The following is a 25,447-nucleotide window of genomic DNA, read 5'->3' as shown; positions in this document are numbered from 1 at the left end:
CCCTCCTCACCCAACTGACTCGCAGTTGTTGTCGTTTTGCGCCCTCAAAACGACAACAACTGCGAGTCAGTTGGGGGAGGGGCGCCCTTGACACCGGACCCCCCGATGGGATTACCTAATGAACATTCGGTAAATAAAGCTGGAGGCAATGACGCATGGCTGAAACAACACTGTCCGGGCTCCCCCATCCCATCCTGGCGAACGACCACGCCTCCGCCTGGATGGGCATCGAGGTCCTCGCCGTGGGCGACGGCCACGCCACCATCCGGATGACCCTCCGGCAGGAAATGCTCAACGGCTTCGGGATGGCCCACGGCGGAATGATCTTCGCCTTCGCCGACTCCGCCTTCGCCCTGGCCTGCAACCCGGCCAACCCGGCGCCCGGTGCGGAAAACACCATCACCGTGGCATCCGGCGTCGACATCAACTTCCTCAAGCCCGCCTACCAGGGCCAGGTCATCACCGCAGCAGCCAGCCTCCGCTCCAGCGCGGGCCGCAGCGGCATCTACGACATCCAGGTGTTCGCCGCTGACGCAGCCGCAGACACCATCCCCGGCACCCCCGGCGAACTCATTGCCGAGTTCCGCGGCCGCAGCCGCACCATCCCCAGGAAGTAGGAACGCCATGACCCTGCACGCCCCCGAAACACCCGTCTCCCCAACAGGCACCGGCGCCGACCTGGACCGCGAGGAAACCATCTCCCGCGACGAACTGGAAGCCCTGCAGCTCAGCCGCCTGCAGCACACTGTCGCGTACGCCTACGACCGCGTGCCGCTCTACAAGCGCAAGTTCGACGACGCCGGCATCCACCCCGCCGACCTCCGCGAACTCAGCGACCTGGGCAACTTCCCGTTCACCACCAAGGATGACCTCCGCGCCGAATACCCGTTCGGAATGTTCGCGGTGCCACAGCGCGAAGTAGCCCGCATCCACGCGAGCTCGGGCACCACGGGCCGGCCCACCGTCGTCGGCTACACCAAACAGGACCTGGCCGACTGGGCCAAACTGGTGGCCCGCAGCTTCCGTGCCGCCGGCATCCGCCCCGGCATGAAGGTGCACAACGCCTACGGCTACGGGCTGTTCACCGGCGGCCTGGGCGCCCACGCCGGCGCGGAAGCACTCGGCTGCACCGTGATCCCCATGTCCGGCGGCCAAACCGAACGCCAGATCCAGCTCATCCAGGACTTCCAGCCGGACGCGATCCTGGCCACCCCCACGTACCTGCTGACCATCGCCGACGCCATGGCGCACATGGGCATCGACCCCACCTCGACGTCGCTGAAGTTCGCGGTGCTGGGCGCCGAGCCCTGGACCCAGGAAATGCGGCACGAGCTCGAGGTCACCATGGACATCAAGGCCTGCGACATATACGGCCTGTCCGAGGTGATGGGCCCGGGGGTCGCCGGCGAGGCCGTGGAAACGCAGGACGGCAGCCACATTTGGGAGGACCACTTCCGGCCGGAGATCATCGACCCCTTCAACCCGCTGGCCGGCAAGGAAAACGTACTGGGCGACGGCGAGCACGGCGAACTCGTCTTCACCTCGCTCACCAAGGAAGCCCTGCCCATCATCCGCTACCGCACCAAGGACCTCACCCGCCTCCTGCCCGGCACCGCCCGCCCGGCGCACCGCCGCATGGGCCGCATCACCGGCCGCAGCGACGACATGATCATCCTGCGCGGCGTGAACCTCTTCCCGTCGCAGATCGAGGAAATCGCCCTCCGCATCCCCGAGCTCAGCCCGCACTTCCAGCTCGAGCTCACCCGCCCTGAAGGCCAGCGCATGGACCAGTTGACGATCCGGATCGAGCGCCGTGAAACGGTCACGCAGGAGCAGGGCACGACGGCGGCCCGCACCTTGCGGGAGCAGATCAAGATCCACGTGGGTTCTTCATGCGCAGTGGACATCGTGGAGCCGGGCGCGCTTGAGCGGTCCAACGGCAAACTGCGGCGGATCTACGACCTGCGGCCCAAGGTATAGCTGGCCGGAGCGACCCGCCCGGGCCGGCAGCCCTGTCGGCCCGGACCAACCGACCGTTCATGAGAAACTAGCGTCTATGTCCAGCACCACTGAAGCATCCAGCACGGCCGGCCCGCCCGCGGGCACCAAACGCGGCCGGCCCGGCTACGACCAGCAATCGGTGCTGCGCATCGCCGTCGACGTCTTCAACCGGCACGGCTACGACGCCACGTCCATGGGCATCCTGGCTGAGAACCTGGGCATTTCCAAGTCTGCGATCTACCACCATGTGCCGTCCAAGGGCGACCTCCTCAAGCTTGCCCTGGACCACGCGCTGGGCGGCCTGGAAGCCATCCTGGAACAGCCGGAGGCCGCGTCCGGGGCCGCCGATGCCCGGCTGGAGTTTGTCCTCCGCCAGACTGTTTCGGTGCTGGTGAACCGGTTGCCGTTCGTTACGCTGCTGCTGCGGCTCCGCGGCAACACCGAAATCGAACGGGACGCCCTGGAACGGCGGCGAACGTTCGACCACAAGGTGGCCGGCCTGATTTCCGCTGCGCGCGACGAGGGCTCGCTCCGTGACGACATCGATCCGCGCACCGTCAGCCGCCTGGTCTTCGGCATGATCAACTCGATCGTGGAATGGTACAAACCCGGCGGCTCCCTCTCCCCCGAGCGGCTGGCGGACAATATCATCACCATGGCCTTTGACGGCCTGCACGCCCAGCCCTGACCTTTCGGTTCGTCCAGCCCCCTTGCGCGGGCCACGCGATGCTAAGCGTGCTTGGTAATCCCCTGTGCCCGGACTACGGTGGAATGACGAACCCGAACGGAAGGTACAAAAATGAGCCACCCCAAGGAAGAAGCAGCTGCCGGATTCATCGTCCCGGACCCGTCGAAACTCCGTGAGGACATCGCCGGCGATTCAGGCGACGAGGCCAACGCCATCCGTTTCAGCGAAGAGCAGGCCCTGATCGAGGAACAGGCCCACGGCATCCGCCCGGACACCTACAGCGTGCCTGCGGACGAGCCCTCCATCGACGAGGCCCGCGGAAACCTGGACCTGTCGGACCAGACGGCCACGGCCGCCGAAGAGGACAGCAGCGACGACGGCACCCACGACGGCGCCGAGTCCTGATTCCCTAAAGGCCCCGCCAAACCCCCAAAACCCCAAAACCCCCGTTGCGCTATCACTTTTGGTCCCCAAACCCTGGGTTTGGGGACCAAAAGTGATAGCGCAACGGGGGTGCGGGGCTACTTCGCCACGAGGGTCAGGACGTCGTAGGTGGCCACGGTTTCGTCGTCCTGGTTGGTGAGGACGGCATCCCAGGCCACCTCACCGTACTCGTCCGTCTCGCGCGGGGTGATTTTCTTGGCCGTGAGCGTCACGCGGATGGAATCGCCGGCGGCGACCGGCGTGATGAACCGGAGGTTTTCCAGGCCGTAGTTGGCCAGGACGGGGCCCGGAGCCGGCTCAACAAAGAGTCCGGCGGCCCATGCCAGGAGCAGGTAGCCGTGCGCCACGATGCCCGGGAAAAACGGGTTCGCTTCCGCCGCTTCCTGGTTGGTGTGCGCGTAGAACGTATCCCCCGTGGAATTGGCGAAGGCCGTGATGTCCTCGAGGGTGACCTGGCGCAGGTCGGAGCGGACGGCGTCGCCGATCCGCAGCGACGCCAGATCCTTCCGGAAGGGGTGCGTTCCTTCGGTGTCCACGGTGAAGTTGCGGTCCGCGCCGGCATGCCAGACGCCGGTGACAGCGGTGAGCATGTTCGGTGAGCCCTGGATGGCAGTGCGTTGCATGTGGTGCATGACCGAGCGGATGCCGCCCAGTTCTTCACCGCCGCCGGCCCGGCCGGGACCGCCGTGGACCAGATGTGGCACCGGTGAGCCATGTCCGGTGGAGGACCTGGCGTCTTCGCGGTTGAGCATCAGGACGCGGCCGTGGTGGGCGGCGATGCCGGTGACCAGTTCCCGTGCCACAGCCGGATCGTTGGTGCACACAGTCGCCACAAGGGAGCCGCCACCGCGGGCGGCGAGGCGGACGGCGTCGGGCAGGTCCTTGTACCCGATCACTGACGCCACCGGGCCAAAGGCCTCCAGCGAATGGATGGCTTCGGTTTCAGCGTCGTCCCAGCTCAGGACCACGGGCGACATAAACGCGCCGGCCTCCACCACGCCCGTGGTGCCGTCCGTGGAGATGACCGACGGCGAATCGAGCGTTCCGTACGCCAGTTCACCGCCGGCGTCGAGCATTGACTGCACAGCGGCGCGGACATCCGCGAGCTGCTCCACGGAGGCGAGGGCGCCCATGGTGACGCCCTCCGCGCGGGGGTCACCAAGGACCACGCGCTCCTCCACACGCTTTCCGATCGCCGCAATAACTGGCTGCACCAGGTCCGCCGGGACGATGGTCCGGCGGATGGACGTGCATTTCTGGCCGGCCTTGACGGTCATCTCGGTGACCACGGACTTGATGAACGCGTCGAACTCGGGGGTGCCCGGAACGGCGTCGGGGCCCAGGATGGCGGCATTAAGGGAGTCGGTCTCGGAGGTGAACCGGACCCCGCCTTCCACCACATTGGGGTGCGATTTCAGGGACAGCGCCGTGGAGGCGGAGCCGGTGAACGCCACGAGGTCGCGGTAGTCCAAAACGTCCAGGAGGCCCCGGACCGAGCCGGAAATCAGCTGGAGGGAACCCTTGGGCAGGATGTTGGATTCGATGATGGCCTTCACCACGGAAGCGGCAACATAGCCTGTGGGGGTGGCGGGCTTGACGATGGTGGGGACCCCGGCCAGGAAGGCGGGGGCCAGCTTCTCCAGCATGCCCCAGACCGGAAAGTTGAAGGCGTTGATCTGCACGGCGACGCCGGGGATGCGGGTATAGATGTGCTCGCCGACGAATGAGCCGTCCTTGGACAGCACCTCCATGGGCCCGTCCACCACCACCTGCGAGTTGGGCAGTTCGCGCCGGCCCTTGGAGCCGAAGGTGAACAGGACGCCGATTCCGCCGTCGATGTCGATCATGGAGTCGATTTTGGTGGCGCCGCTCTGGGCGGAGAAGCCGTAGAAGTGCTCGCGGCGGGCGTTCAGGTACTGCGCCAGTTCCTTGAGCTTGAGTGCGCGCTGGTGGAAGGTGAGCCTGCCCAGTTCGGCCTGGCCGGTGGTGCGGCCGTAATCCACGACGGCGGCCAGGTCCAGACCAGCCGTGCTGACGTTGGCCAGGATTTCCCCGGTGCTGGCGTCGCGGACGGGGACTGCGGCGCCGTCGGCGTCCGGGCCGGGGGTCCACCAGGAGTCCTTGACGAAGCTGGGGACTGTTTCCACGGTGTTGGCGGGAGCCTGTGGGGCTGTGGCTGTGGTGGTCATCGTTGACGGGTCCTTCCGGCAAGGGGGCAGACTTGACGGCGATCATTACTGACCGTCCGTTCGGTAATATAGGTAGACTACATGAATGTGCGGCGGCGCACATCAGCAGGCAACGGCCGGCTGCAGCCATCAGAAGGAGAGTTCATGGGCGACGCATCCACCACCGGGACTGAGGCAGCGGCCGGTCCGGAGCTGTGGAAGATCACGCTGGGTGAACTGGACGAGAAGATGGGGGTCAGGATTGTCGAGGAATCCGTGCAGCGCGTTGTGGCCACCATGCCCGTTGCGGGGAACCGGCAGTCGTTCGGCCTGCTGCACGGCGGGGCGTCACTGGCCGTAGGCGAGGCAGTGGGCTCCTGGGCGGCGGTCATCCACGCGAGCACCCTGGGCAAGACCGCCGTGGGTGTGGACGTGTCGGCCACGCATCACCGCTCGGCCCGGGAAGGCGTAATCACCATCACCGCCACGCCCATCCACCTGGGCGGCACCCTCACCACCCACGAAGTGCTCATCACCAACGATGCCGGCCAGCGGCTCTGCACCCTCCGCATCACCAACCTGCTGCTGGACCGCAGGTAACGGCGCTTTACCGCGTTGCCGGCTTCCTTCCGCGCCCCACCAGGATCAGCAGGAAGGCGCCGGCCAGACCGGTGCCCAGCCCGATCCACACCATTCCGGCGACGGCGGCGCCCGTGTTGGCAAGCGCAGCACCTGTGGGCCCCGCCGTGCTGCCGTTGCCACCAACGCCCGTGATGGCCAGGTCAGCGGGGGTGTCCGACGGCGGCTGGACGACGGCGGCCGGGCCCCCCGCGGCGCCGGTGGGGTCAGCGGTGGCTGGGGCGGTTGTGGCTGGGTCGGCAGCGGCCGGCGCCACCACGATGGGCAGCGGGTCCGGCTTGGCTTCGACGGGAGCCGCCGGTTTCACGGGAACAGGCGCCGGTTTGACGGGCGCAGCAGGTTGGGCCGGGACAGCCGGCACGGCAGGGACAGCCGGCACGGCAGGGACAGCCGGGACGGCAGGGACAGCCGGGACAGCAGGCGGAGCCGCGAAACTGAAGCTGGCCGGGCCGGACGTGCTGAACCCGTTGACGGCCTCGGCAGTGAACCGCAGCTTCCCGGTGAACCCTGCGGGGACCTCGAAGCTCCAGTTCCCGCCGGCGTCGACCGGAACATCAACAGGGGCTTCCCCGCGGACAGTGACGCGGACCTTGGATCCGGCTGCCACGGCTGATGCCGGTGCCGCCGGGACGGTGCCGGTGACGGGCTGGCCGGCAGTGTAGTTTTTGCCGGCCGCGGGCGCGGTGACGGCGGGCTTGTTGAGGAATACCTCAAGGCCGTAACCGGGCAGCACCTTCAGGTTGTCGGCAAGGGTGGACGCAACGGCGAAATTCCGGACCACGTTGCCCGCGGCATCCGGGGCGTCGCCGGCGGAATGGGTGCCCACCGCGTAGCTGCCGCTGAGGTAGGGCCCGCCGGAGTCGCCGCCACTGGATTCGATGCCGTAGGACAGGAAGCCGTGGAATGCCCGCAGGTCGCCGGGATCAGCCCAGGAGCCGGGGCCCGGCACCACAAAGATGCCCACCTCATCCACGCTGCCGCAGGACCACGCCGACGTCCGGCCGGAGCGGCACACGGGCATGCCCACCACCGGGTTGGCCTGGCCGATGATCTTCACGTCCGGGCCCGGCGCGGAAGCATCAGCCCAGGTGCTGGCTGCCGGCACGGGGTCCATGCCTTTCTGGAGGTGGGCCACCACCGAGATGTCTGCGCCCACGTTGCCCGGGTTCTCGGCGTCGTCTGGGTTTTCGATGATCCGGGAGTTGCCGGCGCCACCGAACTGGCTGAAACCAAAGGTCCCCAGCAGCGCAGCGGCCGGGCCGCGGGGCTCAAGGGTTGCGGTCCGGGCGGCGCCGTCAGTGGAACAATGTCCGGCGGTGAGGACAGCTGGCAGGCCGTCCGGGCTAAACACGGAGAACCCGGTGGAGCAGGTCACGCCCTGGTCCGAAAAGAACCCGGTACCGCCCAGCACGTCCGCTTCCGCGGCCAGGGGCGGCCCGGCGTCGAGTTTAACGTTGGTGAACCGGGAGGCGAACCGTGCCGGCGACAGCTTGCCGCGTTCGGTGCCGGCAGTAACACCGGGAGCGCCGGGTTGTCCCTCGGCAGCGGCATCAGCGGCCTCGGGCTGATTGATGCCGCCGGTCCTGATGACAAATCCGGCGCCGGACGCCACCACTGCCTGCAGTCCCGCGGGTCCCACCTGGCTGACGTAGTCCTGGAACAGCTGCTCCGTGCTGGCCGCAGTTTGGCTGCCGGCAGCCGCGTCAGCCGACGCCTCGGCGGCGGCCCCGTCACCGGCGGAGGGCTCGGTGGCCTGGGCGGCGGCCTCAAGGGCGGCACGTTCGCCGGAATCCACTGCCAGGTCCACCGGAGCGTCCAGTGCCAATCCAGCCACTGCCGCGGCCAGCCCGGGCCCGTCCCCGGATACGACGATGCGCCCGTCCACAACCTGCAGGGCGGTGAAGCCCGGCACGTTCCGAAGGGCAGCCTCGATGTCTGCAGCGGCGGATGCCAGCTGGCCGGCGGCGGAAAACTCCGCCGGCGTCAGGCCAAGGTCCCGCTGGACCGCCGTGGTGAGATCGCCTTCCGCCGGTCCGGCGGGGGCTGGTGCAGAAGATGAGTCTTCCGCAGAGGGGGCAGCCGGTGTGCCCCACGCGGGTGCTGCAAGCCACGCCGACGACGCCACCAGCGCTGCCGCCGCGGCCAGCGGCAGGAACTGCCTGTTGATAACTGATTTCATTTCGCCACTCCCGCTCCGGCCAGGGACTGGACCGCTGTAAGTTCATCGGGCGTTAAACCGTGTCGCAGGAGAAACGCCCGGGTGTCGAGCTCCCGGACAAACTGCACCACCAGCGCGCCGCGGGCGGCCAGGAGCGGCGCCAGCTCTGCTTCGTCGAGGTAGCGTTCGCGGTCATGGGGCGGTCCGTGGGTCCGGTAGCGCTCGTTGATGCCGCGCGCCGCCTGCCGGTATCCCTGCGCAATCTCCGCGTCTGTGTCGCCGGCGAGGTCCTGGACCATTGCGGCAACCATGCCGCTGCGGTCCCGGCCGGCCGCGCAGTGGAGCACCACCGCACCCCTGTCCGCGGCTGCCGCGAGCGCCCGGAAGACATCCACCAGCTTGTCCGGGAACAGCCGGGCGTTGTCCGCGTAATAGGCGGGGTTGTTCAAGTAAGGACCGCAGACGGCCGCAAAGTCGGGGTCGCCGGGCACTTCGGTGGGCGCCGCGACCACAGTGATGCCGTGTAGGTCGGCGGGCACAACGGAAGGGTCCGTGTCCCGGCGGCGCACCTCCGCAGCGTTACGGAGGTCCACCACGGTGCGGATGCCGTCGTCGTGCGCCTGCTGCCAGCCTGCCGCGGTGAGCCATTCCCGGCGCCCCATGCGGAACACTCCGCCCGTTACGTGCCACGCATTAACGGCGCCATCCCAGACGACGGACCTGCCCGAATTCCTCATTCCGAAAGCTAATCACAGCCCGGGAGGCACTTCGTGCACACCAGCCGGTGACCTGCGGCGCAATCAGGCGTACGGTGTCACTTGCGAGCCCACCGCCCGCCACGTAGGAAGGCTGTTGTTCAAAGGAGAACATCATGGCAATTTTGGCTTTACGACGGCGGCGGGGGGCCTTTGCGGCCGTCCTTGCCACCATGGCAATGGCACTCGGTTTCACGGCAATCCCTGCGCAGGCAGCGCCGCCTCCGCAGGCGGACTATGTTGCGCTGGGCGACTCATACACGGCAGGAACAGGCGCCGGCTTAGCCTTACGCCCCGCGGGGGTGGCTTGCTGGCAGAGCAATCCGGGCTACGTGGACGTGGTGGGAAAAACGGGCCGGGTAAACCTCGTGGCCAACGGTGCCTGCCATGGAGCGGTCCTGTCACAGGCCAGCCCCTTCTATGACCGCGTCATTGTAACTCCCACAGTGCAGGAGCAACTCGCGTCCCTGGCCTTCATGGGGGCGATCTCCGCGGATACTGAACTGGTCAGCATCACCGCCGGAGCCAACGATGTGGGCTTCTCCTACGCCCTTGGAGTCTGCGCCACCCAGCCCGCGGCTGTCTGCGCCGGCACCTTGGACTACCTCACGTCGCCCACTAACCTCGGTTTGCTCCAGGCCGGCCTTGCCCAGACTTACGCTGCCATCCATGCGGCAGCACCAAACGCGAGGATTGCAGTCCTGGGCTATCCGTTCCTTTTTGATCCGGCCAGCCCCTTTGCTCCCATTCCAGCAGAAAACCAGCAGCTGATGAATGGGGCGACCATCCGGCTGAATACAACGATCGAAGCGGCCGTGAACACCGCCAACACTGCCTTCCACGTCAACGCACAGTACGTCGATATGACGGCACGGTTCGCAGGACACCAGGTCAACTCCGCCGACCCATGGCTGCAACTGAATCTTGCCCTGCCCACTGCGGACTACAACTTCCACCCGAACCAGGCCGGGCATCGCGCCTACGCCTCAGCGATCATGGGGGCAGTCAAGCCGGCACAGCTCGCACGGAGGTAGCCGCGCCCTACCCGCGCCGGGCCAGCCGGTACTCAAGCCCGGCGCGGACCATGGGCCACTCGTGCTCCAGGATGGAGAACACCACGGTGTCGCGGAGTATCCCGTCCGAGGTCCGGGAGTGGTTCCGGAGCACGCCGTCCTGCTTGGCGCCCAACCGTGCAATCGCTTCGCGTGACTGGTGGTTCAGCCAATGCGTGCGGAACTCCACGGCCGGGCAGCCGAGCGCCTCGAACGCGTGTTCCAGCAGGAGCAGCTTGGACTCCGGGTTGGTGCCGGTGCCCTGCGAGGACGCCGCGTTCCAGGTGGAGCCAATCTCCACCCGCGGTGTTGCGGCGTCGATGTTCATGTAGGTGGTCATCCCGATGACCTGGCCCGGACCGCCGGTGACCGGGTCCGCCAGCCTCGTGGTGAACGGCAGCATGCTGCCCTGCTCCTGGAGGTCCAGCCGGCGCCGGATTTCGGCTGCCATGCCCTCCGGGGTGGGCACCGAGGTGTACCAGAGACGCCACAGTTCGCCGTCCGCGGCTGCGTCCACCAGGCCGTCATGGTGTTCCGGCGCCAGCGGTTCCAGGATCACGCGGCGGCCGGTCAAGGTTACGGGGTTCATAAAAGTCACTGCATCAGCCTAGGCCCACACTCCGCTGCCCGTTAGTGTGGGGACAGCAGGACCGCGAGCGAGGGAGTTGACGTGTCAGGTACCAATCCGGACCCCGAGGACGACAAGATCACAGGCCTGGAACCCGGCGGCGGCGTTCCACCGGGCGAAACACCGCCGGGCGAAGGCTCGGTGGCTGGAACGTCGGAACCGCGCCAAAAAGGCTCCGGCAAGGGTCAGCAGATTTTCTGGGTGGGTGCCATCGGTGCCGGCGTGGTGCTGTTCCTGCTCTACTTCATCGGCTACATCGTGGGCTTCTTCGACTAGCCGGAACGCGTTACTGGGCGGGCCAGTCGAAGAACCCGCGGCCGGTCTTGCGGCCCAGTTCGCCGCGGGCCACCTTGTCCCGCAGGATCTGCGGCGGGGCGAAGCGCTCCCCCAGGGTGGAGTGCAGGTATTCGGCAATGCCCAGGCGCACGTCAAGGCCCACAATGTCCGTGGTCCGCAGCGGTCCGGTGGGGTGCTTGTAGCCCAGGACCATAGCCGCATCGATGTCTTCGGCAGAGGCAACCCCCTCTTCCACCATCCGCATGGCCTCCAGGGCAATGGCCACCCCCAGGCGGGAGGACGCGAACCCCGGCGCGTCGTTGACCACAACAGCAGTCTTCCCCAGCGCTGCCACCCAGTTGCGCGCTGCGGCGGCGAGCCCGGCGGAGGTCCGTTCGCCCAGGACCACCTCGATGAGGGTGGAGGCCGGGACGGGGTTGAAGAAGTGCAGGCCCAAAAAGTCCTCGGGCCGCTTCAGTTCGTTGGCCAGCCCGGTCACGGACAGCGAGGATGTGTTCGAGGCGATGCACGCACCGGCGGTCAACTGCTCCTCGATCCCCCGGAGCGCCGCGACCTTCAGTTCCCAGTCCTCCGGAACCGCCTCCACCACCAGCTCCCGGCCCGCGAACGCGCTGTAGCCGGTGACCACCTCCAGGCGCGCCGCGAGGTCATCCACGGAGGTCGTCACTGCGCCGCGTTCAACACTCTTGGCCGCGGCGGAGAGGACCCTGTCGCGGGCGGCGGCGGCAGCCTCGGCGTCGCGCTCCACCACCACCACGTCCGCACCCTTGACCAGGAATGCGTGGGCGATGCCGGCGCCCATGCGGCCGCCGCCCAGGACACCGATGGACCCCGGCAGGCCGGGGGAAAGCTGGGGGTTGGTCATGAGTCCTTCTTTCCGCCGGGCTGGGTACCCCGGGCAGCTTTGGTGTCCAGGAAGGCCTGCATCCTGTCGAACTTGGCCTGCGATTCGAAGAGGATGCCCTGGGCCAGCTGGTCGATGAGGGGGTGGGCTTCAGCCGGGGCATGGAACACCTGCTTGGTGATCCGCACTGCCAGCGGGTCCTGCCGTCCGATCCGGTCCGCCAGGCTGTGGGCGGCGGCCATCAGGTCCGCCGTGTCATGGATCCCGGAAATGAGATTGACGGCCAGGGCCTCCTCGGCGCCGAGGACCCGTCCGGCCAGCAGGATCTGCTTGGCCACCGGCTCCCCCACCAGCTCCTTGAGGCGCCAGCCGGCCCCCGCAGCGGCGAGGATTCCCAGCCCGGTTTCCGGGTTGCCGATCCGCACTGACGGCGTGCCGATCCGGAAGTCGGCGGCGTAGGCCAGTTCCGCGCCGCCGCCCAGGCAGTAGCCGTCCAGCGCGGCGATGACCGGCATGGGCAGCTTGGCAATCCTGATGAAAATTGTGGAGTTGATACCCTGCAGCGCATCGTCCCGCCGCCGTTCCCGCAACTGCCTGATGTCGGCGCCGGATGCAAAAACACCGTCTGTACCGGCGATGACCAGGATCCGCGGGTTCTGTTCCAGTGCCGTACACACCACGTGCAGCTCGTCGACCATCTGCTGGTCTATGGCGTTACGGACCTCCGGCCGGTTGAGCAGCACCACCACCCGGTCGGCGCGTTCCTCCACCAGCAGGGCGGAGAAGGTTTCGGCGGCCAGGTCCACGGCGCCCGGCATCAGACTTTCTCCAACAGCAGGGCGGTGCCCTGGCCCACACCGATGCACATGGTGGCCAGGCCCAGCGCCGCATCTTCGCGCTCCATCCGGCCCAGCAGGGTGATGGCGATCCTGGAGCCGCTGGAACCAAGCGGGTGGCCCAGGGCGATGGCGCCGCCGTCGCGGTTCACAATGTCCGGGTCAAGGCCCAGGCGGCGGATGCTGGCCAGGGACTGGGTGGCAAAGGCCTCATTAAGTTCGACGGCGGCAACCTCACCGATGGTGCGCCCGCTCCGCGCCAGGACCTTGCGGGTGGCGGGCACCGGGCCGATGCCCATGATTTCCGGTTCGCAGCCGGCCGACGCGCCGTCAACGATGCGGGCACGCGGGACCAGGCCCAGCTTTTTGATGGCTTCTTCCGAGGCCACAATGATGGCGGATGCGCCGTCGTTCAGGGTGGAGGAGTTTCCAGCGGTGACCACGCTCCCGCCGCGGACCACAGGCCGCAGCCCGGCCAGGACGTCCATGGTGGTACCGGCCCGGGGGCCTTCATCGGTATCCACCACGGTCTCCGATTTCCTGGTAGCCACCGTCACGGGCACGATTTCGTCCCTGAAGCGGCCGGCGGCAATGGCGTCCAGCGCCAGCGCGTGCGAGCGGACGGCAAAGGCGTCCGCGTCTTCGCGGGTGATGCCGTCCACGCGGGCCACTTCCTCGCCGGTCTCCGGCATGGAAAAGGTCATTTTGCCATCCCTGGACAGCGGTCCCTTTTGGAACTCCGGGTTCACAAACCGCCACCCGATGGAGGTATCGAAAATCTGGCCGGGTTTGGCGAACGCGGCGGCCGGCTTCTCCTGGACCCACGGCGCCCGGCTCATGGATTCCACCCCGCCGGCGATCACGATGTCCGCGGCGCCGGCCTTAATCATGTGGCTGGCCTGGATAATGGCGCTCAGCCCCGAGGCGCAGAGCCTGTTGACGGTGATACCGGGAATGTGGAGGGGCAGCCCGGCCAGGACAGTGGCCATCCGGGCCACGTTCCGGTTTTCCTCACCGGCGCCGTTGGCGTTGCCCAGGATGACCTCGTCGATGCTGTCCGGATCGAGCCCGGCCCGGGCCACCGCCTCGCGGACCACCAGGGCCGCCAGGTCGTCGGGGCGGACGGCTGACAGCGCGCCGCCGTACCGGCCCACCGGGGTTCGTACCCCGCCAACAAGGAAAGCCTGCGGACCTGCGGTTGCAGCCATGGAAACACCCTTCACGCGATCAACAGCACTGTCATCGGCGCCCGGCAACGCGGAAAACCACTTACCGACCGTTCGTTCTGTAAATAGTACACGGGGCACCCGTCGTTGCGAAGCGCCCCAGCCGGGGCGTTACAGGACCGTCAACCCCAGGTGCGCCGCCAGCAACGGCGCCAGGAGGCTTAACTGGTACTCGTCCACCACCACACCTGCCAGGCTGCCGAGCCCGCTGATGGACCGGAATTCGGTCCCGCGGAGGTCAACGTCCTTGAGCTTTGCGCCGCTGACGTCAAGGGTGCCGATGGTGCAGTTTTTCAGTGCCACCCGCGTTCCGGTGGCCGACCCAAGGTCCAGTTCGTTGATGATGCAGTCGCTGATCAGGACGTCGGTGAGTTTGGCGCCGCGCAGGTTGAGGAAGTCCAGCTTGCCGCCATCGATATGGACCGACTGCCAGCCACTTTCGTAGAGTTCCGCGGACCCCAGCCGGGGGTTCCGGACCTCGACGTCCCGCCAGGCGCTCCGGGCGGCCCGGAACACGGGGGCGTACAGCTCGCCGATGATGCAGTCACGGAAGGTGGCGCCGCGGAGCTGGGTGTCGTTGAAGGAGATGCCCTGGAACTCGCATTCGGAAAAATCAGCACCGCCCAGGTCCAGACCGTCCGCTGCTGCCCGGTGGAACCGGACACCGTCATACCGTTCGCCGCTGTGGAATCCGGCCGACTCCAGGTCCATCAGGTCCACGCCCGCCAGGAGTGCCCGGGAGAGCTGCGGCGCGGCGACCTTGGGGGCACGTGCCCGGGTGGCCGCCACTAAAGCGACTCCGCTTTGGCCGCAATGTCCGCGAGATCCTTGGCGAGGGCCTTGCGGGTGATGGCCAGCCCGACCTTGCCGAACACGGCCAACATCACGCGCATGGCCGCCGAAGGGTTGTCCACGTGGGTGCCGAAGGTGACAGTGAGGTCAGTGCCGCCCTCGCGTGGTGCCAAGCTGAACCGGGTGCTGTAGTCGGCACCGCCCTGCTCCGCTTTGACCGTGGTGCTGCGGGTCGGATCCACCTGGGCCACCCACATCTCAACGGTCTCGGACCGGCCCATCATTTTCCGGGTCTCCTTCCAGCGTGTTCCCTCGCCGTAAGGACCGTCCGTGAGCGGCTGGACAGCTTCGACGCCGGACAGTGTGGTGGCCGAGCCGGGAATGTCCGTGATCACGGCCCAGACCTGGTCAGGTGTTGCCTGGATGTGCCGGGTGACGTTTGTGCTTTGGTCCATGCTTCGAGCCTAGCCGTGGCCGCCGACAACTTACAGGCAGGGAAAGTCCGGTCCAGCTTGATTTAGTAAGCAAGCTTCGTGTTATGGTGAAAATGCAGTATTTGATCAACGCAACGAAAGGTGGCAACCAGCATGGGCCTCGGAGACAAGATCAGCAACGCAGCGGAAGACATGGGCGGAAAAGCCAAGGAAGCTGCAGGAAACGCAACCGACAATGACAAGCTCAAGGCCGAAGGCCAGGCTGACCAGGTCAAGGCCGACGCAAAGAAGGTCGGCGAAAGCGTCAAGGACGAATTCAAGCGCAACTAGGTTCAGGCTGAGGCAGCCGGGCACCGCCTTCGGGTAGCCCGCTGCATTGCTGGAACGCAGCGCATAGACGGCGGCGGATCCCACGGGATCCGCCGCCGTTCTGCTGTGCGGACGCAGCAGCCAGGGATTCCAGCCGGCGAGTCCATTCCGCACAGCCAGCCCTGCGGCCTGTTGCCGGCAGCCGCCGCTAGCCTTGCCCCATGACCTTCATTGACCTTAGCGCCGAAAGCGCAGTTGCCGGCGGTTCCACCAACCTGCGCGGCTATCTGGCCACGCCCCCGGGGCCGGGCCCGTTCCCCGCCGTGGTGATGATCCACGAGGCATTCGGCCTGGACGCGAACTCAATGGGCCACGCGGACCGGCTGGCCCGGGCGGGGTACCTGACCCTCGCCGTCGACCTTTTCAGCGACGGCCGCAGGCGCTGCCTGGTGGCAACGATGCAAAGCCTGGTCAGCGGCCACGGTACGGCGTTTACGGACATTTCCGTGGCGCGTGCCTGGCTGGCCGGCGCCTCGGACAGCACCGGCAGGACGGGCGTGATCGGCTTCTGCATGGGCGGCGGCTTTGCCCTCCTGGCGGCCCGCGACGGGTTTGACGCCGCGGCGGTCAACTACGGGAAGCTCCCCGGGCATCCGGAGGAGGCCCTCCGTGACGCCTGCCCCATCGTGGCCAATTACGGTGCCAGGGACAAAACCCTCAAGGGTGCCGCCGCCAGGCTGGAAACCGTCCTTGATGATCTGGGGATCGAAAACGACGTCAAGGAGTTTCCCCACGCCGGCCATGCGTTCCTCAACGAATCCGAGGCCGGGCCCGCCGTCCTGCGGCCGCTGATGCGGGTGCTGGGGATCGGGCCGGATCCGGAGTCTGCACCGGAAGCCTGGCAGCGGATTGAGGACCACTTCGCCCGCCACCTCAAAACGACGGCGCCCTGACGGACTCTCCCGTTAAACGCCGGACGGCGGGGCACCCTAGGGGCGTCCCGCCGTCGTACGTTTCCAACCAGCCTGGCGGCTGCCGAAGAATTCCTAGCTGTAGAGCTCGTTCTTCGGTGCGTTGTTCCTGACCTTCTGCCAGCCGAGCCACAGCACCAGGGCGAAGAACGGGATGGTCGCCAGGGTCCAGAGGCCCAGGTAGAAGACCTCACCGCCCTTGTTGGTCATGGTGTCGAAGCCGATCAGGACCACAATCACCAGCAGTGCCACCAGCCCGGCCCAGCTGGTCCACGGCGAACCGGGCATGGGCAGGCTGGAGGTGACGCCCTTGCGGTGGCGCAGCGCGATCTGGCTGGCGAAGATGGCGCCCCAGGTGAAGATCACGCCGATCGAGGCGGTGTTCAGGGCGAGGTCGAAGGCGTAGGAGCCGCCCAGCCAGATGTTCAGCAGGATGCCCACCAGGTAGAACGCCGCGATGGCCAGGATGGCGGCGTACGGGACGTGGCGGGAGGACATCTTGGTGAGCCACTGCGGGGCGTGGCCGTTGTTGGCCATGGTGCGGAAGACCCTGCCGATCGAGTACAGGCCGGAGTTGCAGGAGGACAGGGCCGCGGTGATGACGATCATATTCATCACATCGCCCACCCAGCCCAGGCCCATCTGGCCGAACACGGTGACGAACGGTGAGGTCCCGGCCACGTACTGGTCGGAGGGAAGCAGCATGGCCAGCAGGGTTACAGAACCGACGTAGAACACCACGATGCGGAGCACAACGGCGCGGATGGCCTTGGGCACTTCGCGCTTTGGGTTCTGCATCTCGCCTGCGGTGATGCCGACCAGTTCGATGCCATTGTAGGCGAAGATCACGGCGTTCAGGACAAGCACCATCACCAGGGCGCCCTTCGGGAACATGCCGCCTTCAGCAGCGAAGAGGTTGTTCACCGAGGCGTTGCCGTCACCCACCTTGGCGTTGGTGACCACCATGAAGGTGCCCACTGCCAGGAAGATCAGGATGGCGCCCACCTTGAGGCAGGAGGCCCAGAATTCGAACTCGCCGAACGCCTTGACGCTGAGCAGGTTCACGGCCACCAGGAGCAGGAGCGCGGCAATGGCGCTGACCTCCACAGGGACGTTGGGGAAGAAGAACTGGAAGTACAGGCCGATTGCGATCAGTTCCGCGATGCCCGTCATGCCCCAGTTGATGAAGTACATCCAGCCGGACACATAGGCGCCCTTGCGGCCGAACATTTCGCCGGCGTAGCTGACGAACGAGCCTGAGGTCTGCCGGTACATGATGAGTTCGCCGAGGGCCCGCATCAGCAGGTAGGCGATGACGCCGGCAATGGCGTAGGAGAAGATCAGGGCGGGGCCGGTGGAGGCGAGGCGGCCGCCGGCTCCCATAAAGAGGCCGACGCCGATCGCGCCGCCCATGGCGATCATGGTGACGTGGCGGCGGCCCAGCGTTTTGCTGTATCCCTCGGCGCTGAGGGACGGGTCAGACGTGGCCGCGGCCGGGGTGTTCTTAAGATCTGAGGGGGTACTTTGAGGCACAACGATTCCTTGTAGGTTGGGGGTTGGCCGCATCCGGGGGCGAATGATCCAGATCACATAATTCGGTGTTTAGCCCCGGGGGCAACCGATTACATCCATGATCCTTCGCACAGCCGAAGCTTCGCGCGGCTCGTCCATCGTACAAGACGCGAAGGGTGCCACGTGACGCGCACAACACTTCCGGTGTCTGCAGTACCGGATCCGCCCCCGCCCCTGTACCCCGGCCTCCCCCCGTTGCCCTATCACTTATGGTCGCCAAAAGGACCAGGTGGGAGCCATAAGTGATAGGGCAACGGGAGGGGAGACTAGGCTGAAACCATGGCCACCGCCCACCGGATTTCCCCTGCCCTGCAGCCGCAGCTGTACCGCTTCTCCCGCCTGGATTATGCCGCCGTGATTCTCTACATCGGCTTCGCGGGGATCTTCGCCCTGGCCGGGGAGTTCCTGGCCCCGCTGGTGGCGCAGCTGTCGCCGTCACCCGCAGCGGCCTCCTACGCTTTGAACCTGCTGTTCTACGCCTCGGTGGGCATCCTGGCGTTCCTGGCGGCGCGGAAGGTGGTGGGCCGGGACCTCCGCGTGCTGGCCACGCGGCCCTGGTTCACGGTGCTGATGGTGCCTGCGGGCGTGATCGTGATGATGATCCTGACGGCTGTGCTGGTGGCGCTGGGCGGTGAGGTCCAGACGTCCGTCAACCAGGCCGGGCTGCAGCGGCTGATGCAGCAGGTGCCCGCGTGGCTGATGGTGCCGCTGCTGGTGGTGGCCGGCCCGTTCGTGGAGGAGTTCATCTTCCGGCACCTGCTGATCGGCAAGCTGAGCCGGCGGCTGAACATCTGGCTCTGCTGCGCCCTGTCCGTGGTGCTGTTCGCCGCGCTGCACATCGCCGGCCGGGAAGCCATCACCCTCACCGCCCTGCTCCCCTACCTGGCCATGGCCGCAACCCTGGTGTTCGTCTATGTGTGGACCGGGAAGAACCTGATGTTTTCCTACTTCGTCCACGCGGCGAAGAACCTGCTGGCAGTGGTGTTCCTGTACGCCATCCCGCCCGAACTCTTTGAGCAGATGCAGCAGCTGCAGGCCTAGGCGCCCGCTGCCCGGAACGTGAAGCGGCGGGTGCCGATGGTGCGCCCGGTGATAAACACCTTCACCCCTGCTGCGGCGTTGGTGCCCGCGAGGTACCGGTAGCTTTCGCCGGGGTTGTATGCCGCCGGGGAATCGGGATCGGCGGCAAGGCCAGGGCCGAACTCGATGACGTCCGTCCCCACCCGGTACCGGCCCGTCTCCGCCACCAGCTGGTAGGTGTCCGGTTCATCCAGCGGCACCACGCCCTCCAGCTCGCCGCCGGGTGCGAAGGTCAGTTCCAGGGCGTAGGCGGTGTCCGTGCCGTCAAAGGCCACGTCAACAACCGTCGCGGCGCCGGCCACGCTGACATCCACGCTGGTGGACAGCCGGTGCACCACCGTGGGGCGGCTGCTGAAGTCCATGGCGGCGCTGAACCGGCCCTCATGTTCAAGCGCGTAGATGCCGTCCGCCCGGCGTTTCGCGGCAGGCAGGGGCAGGTAGAAGTTCGCGGCCAGCTCCTCTGACAGGGCGACGGAGCTGCCCGTGCGGCGGGTGTGCTGGCTGCGGAACGGGCCCAGGTCGAAGAAGCTGCGGGAAAGACGCACGCCGGAGAGGGCCGCCGCGCCCGCCGCGAAGCGCAGGAACGTGGGGTTGGTGGCCAGCCCGGATACCACCCCGGGTTCCTGGTGGTCGCAGCCGCCGAACACCGTGGTCACGGCGCCGGCCTCCCGGAACCGGAATACACCGCAGCTTTCCAGCGCAGTCTCCGCCGGGACCAGCGGCGGCGGCATAACGGCGGCCGACGCCGGCCCAGCCTCCAGCGCCTGGCCCACCAAAGGATCCAGCCGGGTCAGCGCCAGCAGCTTAGCCGGTTCGTGCAGCGGGAAGCCCTCCAGCCAGGCCGCGGCCGCCGCGAACTCCGGGTTCCCGTCCTGGGCAGCGAGCCGGCGGTAGAAGGGCAGGAACGGGGCCGCCTCGAAGGCCTGCCACTGGTCCTGCCGGCGGGAGTGCACCGATTCCACCGTGCCGTCCGGGTTGAACCAGGGCAGGAACGCGGTGAGGTTGGCCCGGACGTGGTCCAGCAGTTCCGGCCGGTCCGAGCTGTCCGCGATGGCCAGCAGGGAAGGGTTGGTGACCGCCGTTGCGTACAGCGGGCTGCGCTCCGAGTACATGCCGTCCGGCAGCTGGTCGATCCCTTCGGCCAGCCACTCCGCAATCCGCGGGTCGATGTCCGGCCGCGGCTGCAGCTGGTTCATCTGTGCCAGCGCGGCGCAGAGCTCCCACCGATGGTTGGGGGTGTGCACGCCGCCGGCCACCATGGCGTCCGTGGCCCGGGCGATGATGCCCCCCAGCCGCTCCGCCACCCCCACCAGCAACGGATCGGCGGCTGCCGCCGCGCCGCCCCGGATCAGGCCCAGGGCCAGGCACACGTCGTTCAGGGTGAACGCGGAGTCCGGCGGCGAGCACAGGTTGGTGCCGTCAAACAGGCCCGTGGGGCCCTGCAGCTGTTCCAGCCGGGCCAGGCAGGCGTCCATGTCCGCACCCAGCCAATCCTGGCCGTGATAGGCGGAACCGGGTTCCGTGTAGACGGCCAGCAACGCCAGCAGCCGGGACATGGCGGGCCGGTGCGCCAAAACCTGCGCGCCGCCGTCGTCCGTGTCCAGCATTGCCGCCACAAAACCGTCTGCCGCCTTTGCCACCCGGGTAAGGAAACCGGCGTCGGCCACAACTGTCTGCAAAATGCTTACCTTTCAGAGGTCCCGCCGGGGCGGAACGGGGTCAGTCCTTGAGGCCGGCGCTGACGTCGGCGTTGAGCACGTACTTCTGGAACACAAAAAACACCAGCACCAGCGGCAGGAGCGAGATCACGGACGCGCCCAGCAGGACCGGCCAGTCGATGTTCTCGGCGCCCACAATGCTGCGCAGCGCCACCTGGAGCGTGTACCACTTGGGATCGTTGAGCACGATCAGCGGCCAGATGTAGTCGTTCCAGCGCCACTGGAAGGAAAAGATGGCCAGGGTGAACAGGATGGGCCTGGACAGCGGGAGCATGATCCGGAAGAAGATGGCCAGCTCGCTGGCGCCGTCGATCCGTGCCGAGTGCAGCAGGTCATCGGGAACCGTCAGGAAGAACTGCCGGAACATAAACACGCCGGTGGCGGTGATGACGGAGGGGACGATGATGCCGGCCAGCGAGTTGTACAGGCCCAGGTCCCGGATCACCGTGAAGGTGGGGTTCAGGATCACCTCGGTGGGCAGCATGGTGGTGGCCAGGACGCACACAAAAAACAGCCGGGTGCCCTTGTTGTTGTACTTGGCCAGCGCGTAACCGGTGCAGGCGCTGAAGAAGACGGTCAGGACGGTGGTGACGATCGCCACCGTGGCCGTGTTCAGGAAGTACTGGGCGAAGTCCACCCGCTCCCACGCGTCCACAAAGCCCTGGAACGTCCATTCCCGCGGGATCAGCGACAGCGGGTAGCTGAACAGTTCGCTGCCGGGCTTGAAGGAGCTCAGCAGGAACCACAGCAGCGGAATTGCGTAGAGGGCGGCGATGACCCACATCAGCACGGTCAGCGGCAGGGAGGTCCGGCCTACGGCTTCGCTGTTTTTCCGTTTGCGGTTACGGGGCCGGGCAGCGGCCCGTTCGGCGCCGAGGGCTGGTTCTTCCGCCACGGCGGGCGGGAGGTTGGCAGCTGTTGCCATGGGTCAGGCCTTCTTCCGGTTGAACCGCAGCTGGATGAGCGCGATCGCCAGCAGGACCACCATCAGCACCATCGACGCGGCGCTGGCGTAGCCCACCTTCGACTGCTCGAAGCCGGTTTTGTAGATGTACTGCACGATGAGGGTGTTTTCCGTGCCCGGGCCGCCGTTGGTCAGCGCCTGGATCATGGCGAACTCCTTCATGGAGCCGATCGTGGAGAGCAGGATGACCATGAACGACGTCGGCGCGATGCCCGGGAACGTGACGTTCCGGAAGCGCTGCCACGCGTTGGCCCCATCCAGTTCGGCGGCCTCCAGCAGGGCCTCCGGGATGTTTTTCAGGGCCGCGATGAACAGCAGCATGTTGAATGCGGTACCGCCCCAGGCCGAGGCGAAGATCACCACCATCAGGGCCAGGTTCCCATTGCTGGACCACGGCACCGCGCTGCCGCCGGCGCTGGTGATCAGGAAGTTCACAAACCCGAAGTCCTGGCCGAACAGCCACTTCCAGATGACGCCCACCACGATGGGAGAGATCAGCCAGGGCAGGAAGATGATGATCTTGGCGGCGGTGCGCCCCCGGACAGCCTTGCTGACCAGCAGCGAGGCCACCCCGAGGGAACACACAAACACCAGCGGCACCGAGAGCACGGTGTAAACGAACGTCCGGCCCAGCGCAGCGTAGAAGGTACTGTCCGCGAAGAGCTTCTGGAAGTTGGCCAGGCCGATGAAGTTCAGCTTGCCAACGCCCCGGTAGTCCGTGAAGGAATACAGCAAACCCAGGGCTCCGGGCCAGACGAAGAACACCAGGAACAGGACCACGTTGACGCCCAGGAGGATCAGCGGTGCCAGGACGTAGCGGTTCCGGCGGTTCTGCTGGGACTTGCTCCGGACTGCCGGGGCAGGAGCCTGCTCCGGGGCCGGGGTGATGGTTGGCTGTGCCATGGAACTCAGGCGCCGTTGTAGAGCTTCACGATGTTCTCCACCGTGGTTTTGGCGTCCTGGCTGCCGGAAAGCATCTTGACAGTCTCTTCACGCAGCGGGTCACCCGAGAACGGGGCCTCGGCGTAGGCTTCCATGACCACACGCTTGATGGCGTTGTCGCCCTTGGCATCGTTCTCCGCGATCTGCTTCTGGTACAGGTCGAAGGACGGCTGCTGGAACTGGTACTCCACTTTGAGGTCCTTGGCCGGGATGTAGCCGCCCAGCTGTGCGAACTCGGTGTAGTTGGCGTCGTCGTAGAACCAGTCGATGAACTTCTTGGCTTCCTCATCGGCACCGGTGTCCTTGAAGGCGACCATAAAGCCGCCGCCGAGGTTGGTGGCGTTGACCGGCTGCTTGGGCAGCGGCACCGACATCCACTCGAAGTCCTTGATGTTTTTGTTGAAGTCCGCAACCTGCCAGCTGCCGGAGTAGTACGCGGCCACCTGGCCGGACTTGAACATCGCGTTGCCGTCCTCGCCGCTGAGCCAGACCGACTTGGGCATGGTTTTGTCGTCGTTGATCTTGGCAAAGTACTCAAGGGTTTCCACGGCTTTGTCGTCCGCAGCGTACTTGTCGCCCTCCTTGGCGAAGGCGGTGCTGCCGAACTCGTACATCATGGCGCGCAGGCGGTGGCCGGAGCGGTCCATCACCACGCCGTACTTGGCGCCGGCCTTCTCGCGCACTTCGGTGACTGCCGCGATGAACTCATCCCAGGTCCAGGCTTTGTCGATCTCGGTGGGGAACGCCACGCCGGCCTTTTCGAACAGGCTCTTGTTGACGAACAGGCCCACGGCCGTGAGGTCGGACGGGATGGCGGGGATGATGCCGTCCGGGGATTCCTGCAGGAAGTTTTCGCTGATGCCGTGGGACTTGGCGATGTCCGTGAGGTCCTGGAGCTGGTTGACCCAGAGCGGGTCGACGCTGGTGACCCGCGCCAGGGCCGGCAGGTCGTTGGCCGTGGCCGCGTTTTTGAGCTTGGTGGTGATGTCCGCGGTGGGGACGTCCACCACTTCGATGGTGATGCCGGTGGCTTCCTTGTACTTGGCCGCGGCGGCTGCGAACGCGCCGCCCTGGTTGGTGTCGCCGGAGAGGACCAGCTGAAGGGTCTTGGCGCCGCCGTCAGTGGAGCCGCCGCCACTGCCGCAGGCCGAGAGGCCCGCTGCCAGGGCTGAGAGTCCTAGTGCCGTCATGCCGAACTGCCGGCGGGTGATGCTGGAGATTCTTGTCTTCTCTGACAATGCCTTGTCCTGTCTCTCGCTAATGCTCCTGGGCCAGCTCGTAGCCCTTGGCTGGAGGCTTGTCCGCCACCGGCAACACCGCCGGGGGAAAAGCCTTTCCTGGTAAACTGTGACCCATGTCATGACATATTGTCAAGAGTACTTTCCAACGTTATAGGCGTTTTCCCGCAAGGCCTGGCAGCGCTTCCCCGCAGCCGCATGCCACCCCGATCCGAACCTGGCACGCAAGCGCAACCTTCCACCGGAGCACCTGCCACCGTACCTTGGTTGGATGGGACTGAATATCCAGATTGTCATTGATTGCCGGAACCCCCACCAGCTGGCCGACTGGTGGGCCGAAACCCTGCAGTGGGCGGTGGAACCGCAGGACGCAGCCTTCATCCGGTCCATGATCGAGCAGGGGTTCGCCACCGGGGACCAGACCATCACGCACCGCGGAAACCTGGTGTGGAAGGACGGCGCCGCCATCCGCCCGCCGGAGGAGATAGCGTCCAAGGCCCCCACCCGTCGGCTGCTCTTCCAGATCGGACTGGAGGAAAAGACCGGCAAAAACCGGGTGCACTGGGACCTGAACTTGGCAGGCCGGGACAAGGACGAGGTGCGCAGTGAGCTCGAAACCAGGGGCGCCACGTTCCTGTGGACCGCCAGCCAGGGCCCGCACTCCTGGCACACCATGGCGGACCCTGAAGGCAACGAGTTCTGCATCAGCTGAGGCCAATTACTAGACTTGCACGGTGAGCAATCAAATCCCCGCACCGGTGTCCGACGTCTTCGACCCCACCCGCTGGCGGGTTGTGTCCGGATTCGACGACTTCCAGGACATGACCTACCACCGCCAGGTGGAGCGGGATGCTGACGGCGGATGGGTCCGGGACCTGCCCGCAGTCCGGATCGCGTTCAACCGGCCCGAGGTCCGGAACGCCTTCCGGCCCGGCACCGTGGACGAGCTTTACCGCGCCATGGACCACGCCCGGATGAGCCCGGACGTGGCCACCGTCCTGCTCACCGGCAACGGCCCCTCGCCCAAGGACGGCGGGCACTCGTTCTGCTCCGGTGGGGACCAGCGGATCCGCGGCCGGGACGGCTACCGCTACGCGGACGGCGAGACCCAGGAAAGCATCGACCCCGCCCGCGCGGGCCGGCTCCACATCCTGGAGGTCCAGCGCCTGATCCGCACCATGCCCAAAGTGGTGATCGCCGTGGTCAACGGCTGGGCGGCCGGCGGCGGCCACTCCCTGCACGTGGTGGCTGACCTCACCATCGCGTCCCGCCAGCACGGAAAGTTCAAGCAGACGGACGCCACTGTGGGCAGTTTCGACGCCGGTTACGGCTCGGCGCTGCTGGCCCGCCAGATCGGCCAGAAGGCGGCCCGGGAAATCTTCTTCCTGGCCCGCGAATATTCCGCGGAGGACATGGTCCGGATGGGTGCCGTCAACGAAGCAGTGGACCATGAACGGCTCGAGGAAGTGGCCCTGGAGTACGCGGCGGACATCGCCCGGCAGTCCCCGCAGGCCATCAGGATGCTCAAATTCGCGTTCAACCTGGCCGACGACGGCCTGGCCGGGCAGCAGGTGTTCGCCGGCGAAGCCACCCGGCTGGCCTACATGACGGATGAGGCGGTGGAGGGCAAGGAAGCCTTCCTGCAAAAACGCGACCCCGACTGGTCCAACTTCCCGCACTACTTCTAAGGC

General features: G+C 66.8%; 26 protein-coding genes. 12 read left to right on the top strand and 14 right to left on the bottom strand.

Annotated elements, in window-relative coordinates; all coding sequences use genetic code 11:
• Positions 1–155 precede the first annotated feature (155 nt).
• The 4 genes from ASF72_RS03295 (at position 156) to ASF72_RS03280 (ending at position 3,094) form a co-directional block, all read left to right on the top strand.
• The gene (locus ASF72_RS03295) at positions 156–617 is read left to right on the top strand and encodes a hotdog fold thioesterase (protein ID WP_056596583.1); all 462 of its coding nucleotides are present in this window, start codon (positions 156–158) and stop codon (positions 615–617) included.
• Positions 618–624: 7 nt separating this feature from the next.
• Positions 625–1,980: a phenylacetate--CoA ligase PaaK gene (gene paaK, locus ASF72_RS03290; protein ID WP_056596580.1), complete on the top strand. Its 1,356-nt coding sequence runs from the start codon at positions 625–627 to the stop codon at positions 1,978–1,980.
• Between the two features lie 76 nt (positions 1,981–2,056).
• Positions 2,057–2,689, top strand: a complete 633-nt coding sequence (locus ASF72_RS03285; protein ID WP_056596577.1) for a TetR/AcrR family transcriptional regulator — start codon at positions 2,057–2,059, stop codon at positions 2,687–2,689.
• Between the two features lie 111 nt (positions 2,690–2,800).
• The gene (locus tag ASF72_RS03280; protein WP_050684461.1) at positions 2,801–3,094 is read left to right on the top strand and encodes a hypothetical protein; all 294 of its coding nucleotides are present in this window, start codon (positions 2,801–2,803) and stop codon (positions 3,092–3,094) included.
• A 116-nt stretch (positions 3,095–3,210) separates the two neighbouring features.
• Here the strand turns inward: ASF72_RS03280 and paaZ are convergent, their stop codons facing one another.
• Positions 3,211–5,322: a phenylacetic acid degradation bifunctional protein PaaZ gene (paaZ, locus tag ASF72_RS03275; RefSeq protein WP_056596574.1), complete on the bottom strand. Its 2,112-nt coding sequence runs from the start codon at positions 5,320–5,322 to the stop codon at positions 3,211–3,213.
• Between the two features lie 144 nt (positions 5,323–5,466).
• Between paaZ and ASF72_RS03270 the strand changes: the two genes are divergently transcribed.
• Positions 5,467–5,901 (top strand): PaaI family thioesterase, encoded by a 435-nt coding sequence (locus ASF72_RS03270; protein WP_050684459.1) that lies wholly within the window; start codon positions 5,467–5,469, stop codon positions 5,899–5,901.
• Between the two features lie 7 nt (positions 5,902–5,908).
• Here the strand turns inward: ASF72_RS03270 and ASF72_RS03265 are convergent, their stop codons facing one another.
• Positions 5,909–8,119 (bottom strand): S1 family peptidase, encoded by a 2,211-nt coding sequence (locus ASF72_RS03265; RefSeq protein WP_056596572.1) that lies wholly within the window; start codon positions 8,117–8,119, stop codon positions 5,909–5,911.
• Positions 8,116–8,835 (bottom strand): tyrosine-protein phosphatase, encoded by a 720-nt coding sequence (locus ASF72_RS03260; protein WP_056596569.1) that lies wholly within the window; start codon positions 8,833–8,835, stop codon positions 8,116–8,118. The genes ASF72_RS03265 and ASF72_RS03260 overlap by 4 nt, the downstream gene beginning before the upstream one ends.
• Positions 8,836–8,969: 134 nt before the next feature.
• Here ASF72_RS03260 and ASF72_RS03255 point away from each other — a divergent pair, with 134 nt between their 5' ends.
• Positions 8,970–9,887, top strand: coding sequence for an SGNH/GDSL hydrolase family protein (locus tag ASF72_RS03255; protein WP_056596566.1), 918 nt, complete (start codon positions 8,970–8,972; stop codon positions 9,885–9,887).
• Positions 9,888–9,894: 7 nt separating this feature from the next.
• On the opposite strand, the gene ASF72_RS03250 is transcribed toward ASF72_RS03255, so the two are convergent.
• Positions 9,895–10,503: a GNAT family N-acetyltransferase gene (locus ASF72_RS03250; RefSeq protein ID WP_056596565.1), complete on the bottom strand. Its 609-nt coding sequence runs from the start codon at positions 10,501–10,503 to the stop codon at positions 9,895–9,897.
• A gap of 72 nt (positions 10,504–10,575) precedes the next feature.
• Here ASF72_RS03250 and ASF72_RS03245 point away from each other — a divergent pair, with 72 nt between their 5' ends.
• A complete protein-coding gene (locus tag ASF72_RS03245) occupies positions 10,576–10,809 on the top strand; it encodes a DUF6480 family protein (RefSeq protein ID WP_050684454.1) in 234 nt (77 codons plus the stop codon).
• Positions 10,810–10,819: 10 nt separating this feature from the next.
• On the opposite strand, the gene ASF72_RS03240 is transcribed toward ASF72_RS03245, so the two are convergent.
• The 5 genes from ASF72_RS03240 to ASF72_RS03220 form a co-directional block, all read right to left on the bottom strand.
• Positions 10,820–11,695, bottom strand: coding sequence for a 3-hydroxyacyl-CoA dehydrogenase family protein (locus ASF72_RS03240; protein WP_056596562.1), 876 nt, complete (start codon positions 11,693–11,695; stop codon positions 10,820–10,822).
• Positions 11,692–12,492 carry an enoyl-CoA hydratase/isomerase family protein gene (locus ASF72_RS03235; RefSeq protein WP_200933612.1) on the bottom strand — a complete coding sequence of 267 codons (801 nt, stop codon included), beginning with the start codon at positions 12,490–12,492 and terminating at the stop codon, positions 11,692–11,694. Before ASF72_RS03235 ends, ASF72_RS03240 begins: the two co-directional genes overlap by 4 nt.
• Positions 12,492–13,718 carry a thiolase family protein gene (locus ASF72_RS03230; protein ID WP_056596551.1) on the bottom strand — a complete coding sequence of 409 codons (1,227 nt, stop codon included), beginning with the start codon at positions 13,716–13,718 and terminating at the stop codon, positions 12,492–12,494. The genes ASF72_RS03235 and ASF72_RS03230 overlap by 1 nt, the downstream gene beginning before the upstream one ends.
• 129 nt (positions 13,719–13,847) lie before the next feature.
• On the bottom strand, positions 13,848–14,447 hold the full coding sequence (locus tag ASF72_RS03225; RefSeq protein WP_082178193.1) for a pentapeptide repeat-containing protein: 600 nt from the start codon (positions 14,445–14,447) through the stop codon (positions 13,848–13,850).
• 77 nt (positions 14,448–14,524) lie between these two features.
• Positions 14,525–14,983, bottom strand: coding sequence for an SRPBCC family protein (locus tag ASF72_RS03220; protein ID WP_050684451.1), 459 nt, complete (start codon positions 14,981–14,983; stop codon positions 14,525–14,527).
• A 132-nt stretch (positions 14,984–15,115) separates the two neighbouring features.
• On the opposite strand from ASF72_RS03220, the gene ASF72_RS03215 reads away from it, so the two are divergent.
• Together ASF72_RS03215 and ASF72_RS03210 are read left to right on the top strand one after the other, a co-directional pair.
• The gene (locus ASF72_RS03215) at positions 15,116–15,292 is read left to right on the top strand and encodes a CsbD family protein (protein WP_050684450.1); all 177 of its coding nucleotides are present in this window, start codon (positions 15,116–15,118) and stop codon (positions 15,290–15,292) included.
• A 200-nt stretch (positions 15,293–15,492) separates the two neighbouring features.
• Positions 15,493–16,224 carry a dienelactone hydrolase family protein gene (locus tag ASF72_RS03210; protein WP_056596548.1) on the top strand — a complete coding sequence of 244 codons (732 nt, stop codon included), beginning with the start codon at positions 15,493–15,495 and terminating at the stop codon, positions 16,222–16,224.
• 93 nt (positions 16,225–16,317) lie between these two features.
• Here the strand turns inward: ASF72_RS03210 and ASF72_RS03205 are convergent, their stop codons facing one another.
• Positions 16,318–17,775, bottom strand: a complete 1,458-nt coding sequence (locus tag ASF72_RS03205; protein ID WP_050684448.1) for an amino acid permease — start codon at positions 17,773–17,775, stop codon at positions 16,318–16,320.
• Between the two features lie 318 nt (positions 17,776–18,093).
• On the opposite strand from ASF72_RS03205, the gene ASF72_RS03200 reads away from it, so the two are divergent.
• Positions 18,094–18,855: a CPBP family intramembrane glutamic endopeptidase gene (locus tag ASF72_RS03200; protein WP_056596545.1), complete on the top strand. Its 762-nt coding sequence runs from the start codon at positions 18,094–18,096 to the stop codon at positions 18,853–18,855.
• Here the strand turns inward: ASF72_RS03200 and ASF72_RS03195 are convergent.
• Genes ASF72_RS03195 through ASF72_RS03180 form a run of 4 tightly spaced genes read right to left on the bottom strand, consistent with a single transcriptional unit; the run spans position 18,852 to position 23,756 of the window.
• Positions 18,852–20,573, bottom strand: coding sequence for a hypothetical protein (locus ASF72_RS03195; RefSeq protein WP_056596542.1), 1,722 nt, complete (start codon positions 20,571–20,573; stop codon positions 18,852–18,854). The genes ASF72_RS03200 and ASF72_RS03195 overlap by 4 nt on opposite strands.
• A 40-nt stretch (positions 20,574–20,613) precedes the next feature.
• Positions 20,614–21,537, bottom strand: coding sequence for a carbohydrate ABC transporter permease (locus tag ASF72_RS03190; protein ID WP_200933611.1), 924 nt, complete (start codon positions 21,535–21,537; stop codon positions 20,614–20,616).
• Between the two features lie 3 nt (positions 21,538–21,540).
• A complete protein-coding gene (locus ASF72_RS03185) occupies positions 21,541–22,479 on the bottom strand; it encodes a carbohydrate ABC transporter permease (protein WP_197273518.1) in 939 nt (312 codons plus the stop codon).
• Positions 22,480–22,484: 5 nt separating this feature from the next.
• The gene (locus ASF72_RS03180; protein WP_050684445.1) at positions 22,485–23,756 is read right to left on the bottom strand and encodes an ABC transporter substrate-binding protein; all 1,272 of its coding nucleotides are present in this window, start codon (positions 23,754–23,756) and stop codon (positions 22,485–22,487) included.
• A gap of 271 nt (positions 23,757–24,027) precedes the next feature.
• Between ASF72_RS03180 and ASF72_RS03175 the strand changes: the two genes are divergently transcribed.
• Together ASF72_RS03175 and ASF72_RS03170 are read left to right on the top strand one after the other, a co-directional pair.
• A complete protein-coding gene (locus ASF72_RS03175) occupies positions 24,028–24,468 on the top strand; it encodes a VOC family protein (protein ID WP_050684444.1) in 441 nt (146 codons plus the stop codon).
• Between the two features lie 22 nt (positions 24,469–24,490).
• Positions 24,491–25,444, top strand: coding sequence for a 1,4-dihydroxy-2-naphthoyl-CoA synthase (locus tag ASF72_RS03170; protein ID WP_050684443.1), 954 nt, complete (start codon positions 24,491–24,493; stop codon positions 25,442–25,444).
• The last annotated feature ends 3 nt before the right edge of the window (positions 25,445–25,447 follow it).

It is taken from the genome of Arthrobacter sp. Leaf141, from assembly GCF_001424565.1.
Classification (GTDB): Bacteria; Actinomycetota; Actinomycetes; order Actinomycetales; family Micrococcaceae; genus Arthrobacter.
This window is presented reverse-complemented; position numbering and strand designations above follow the sequence as displayed.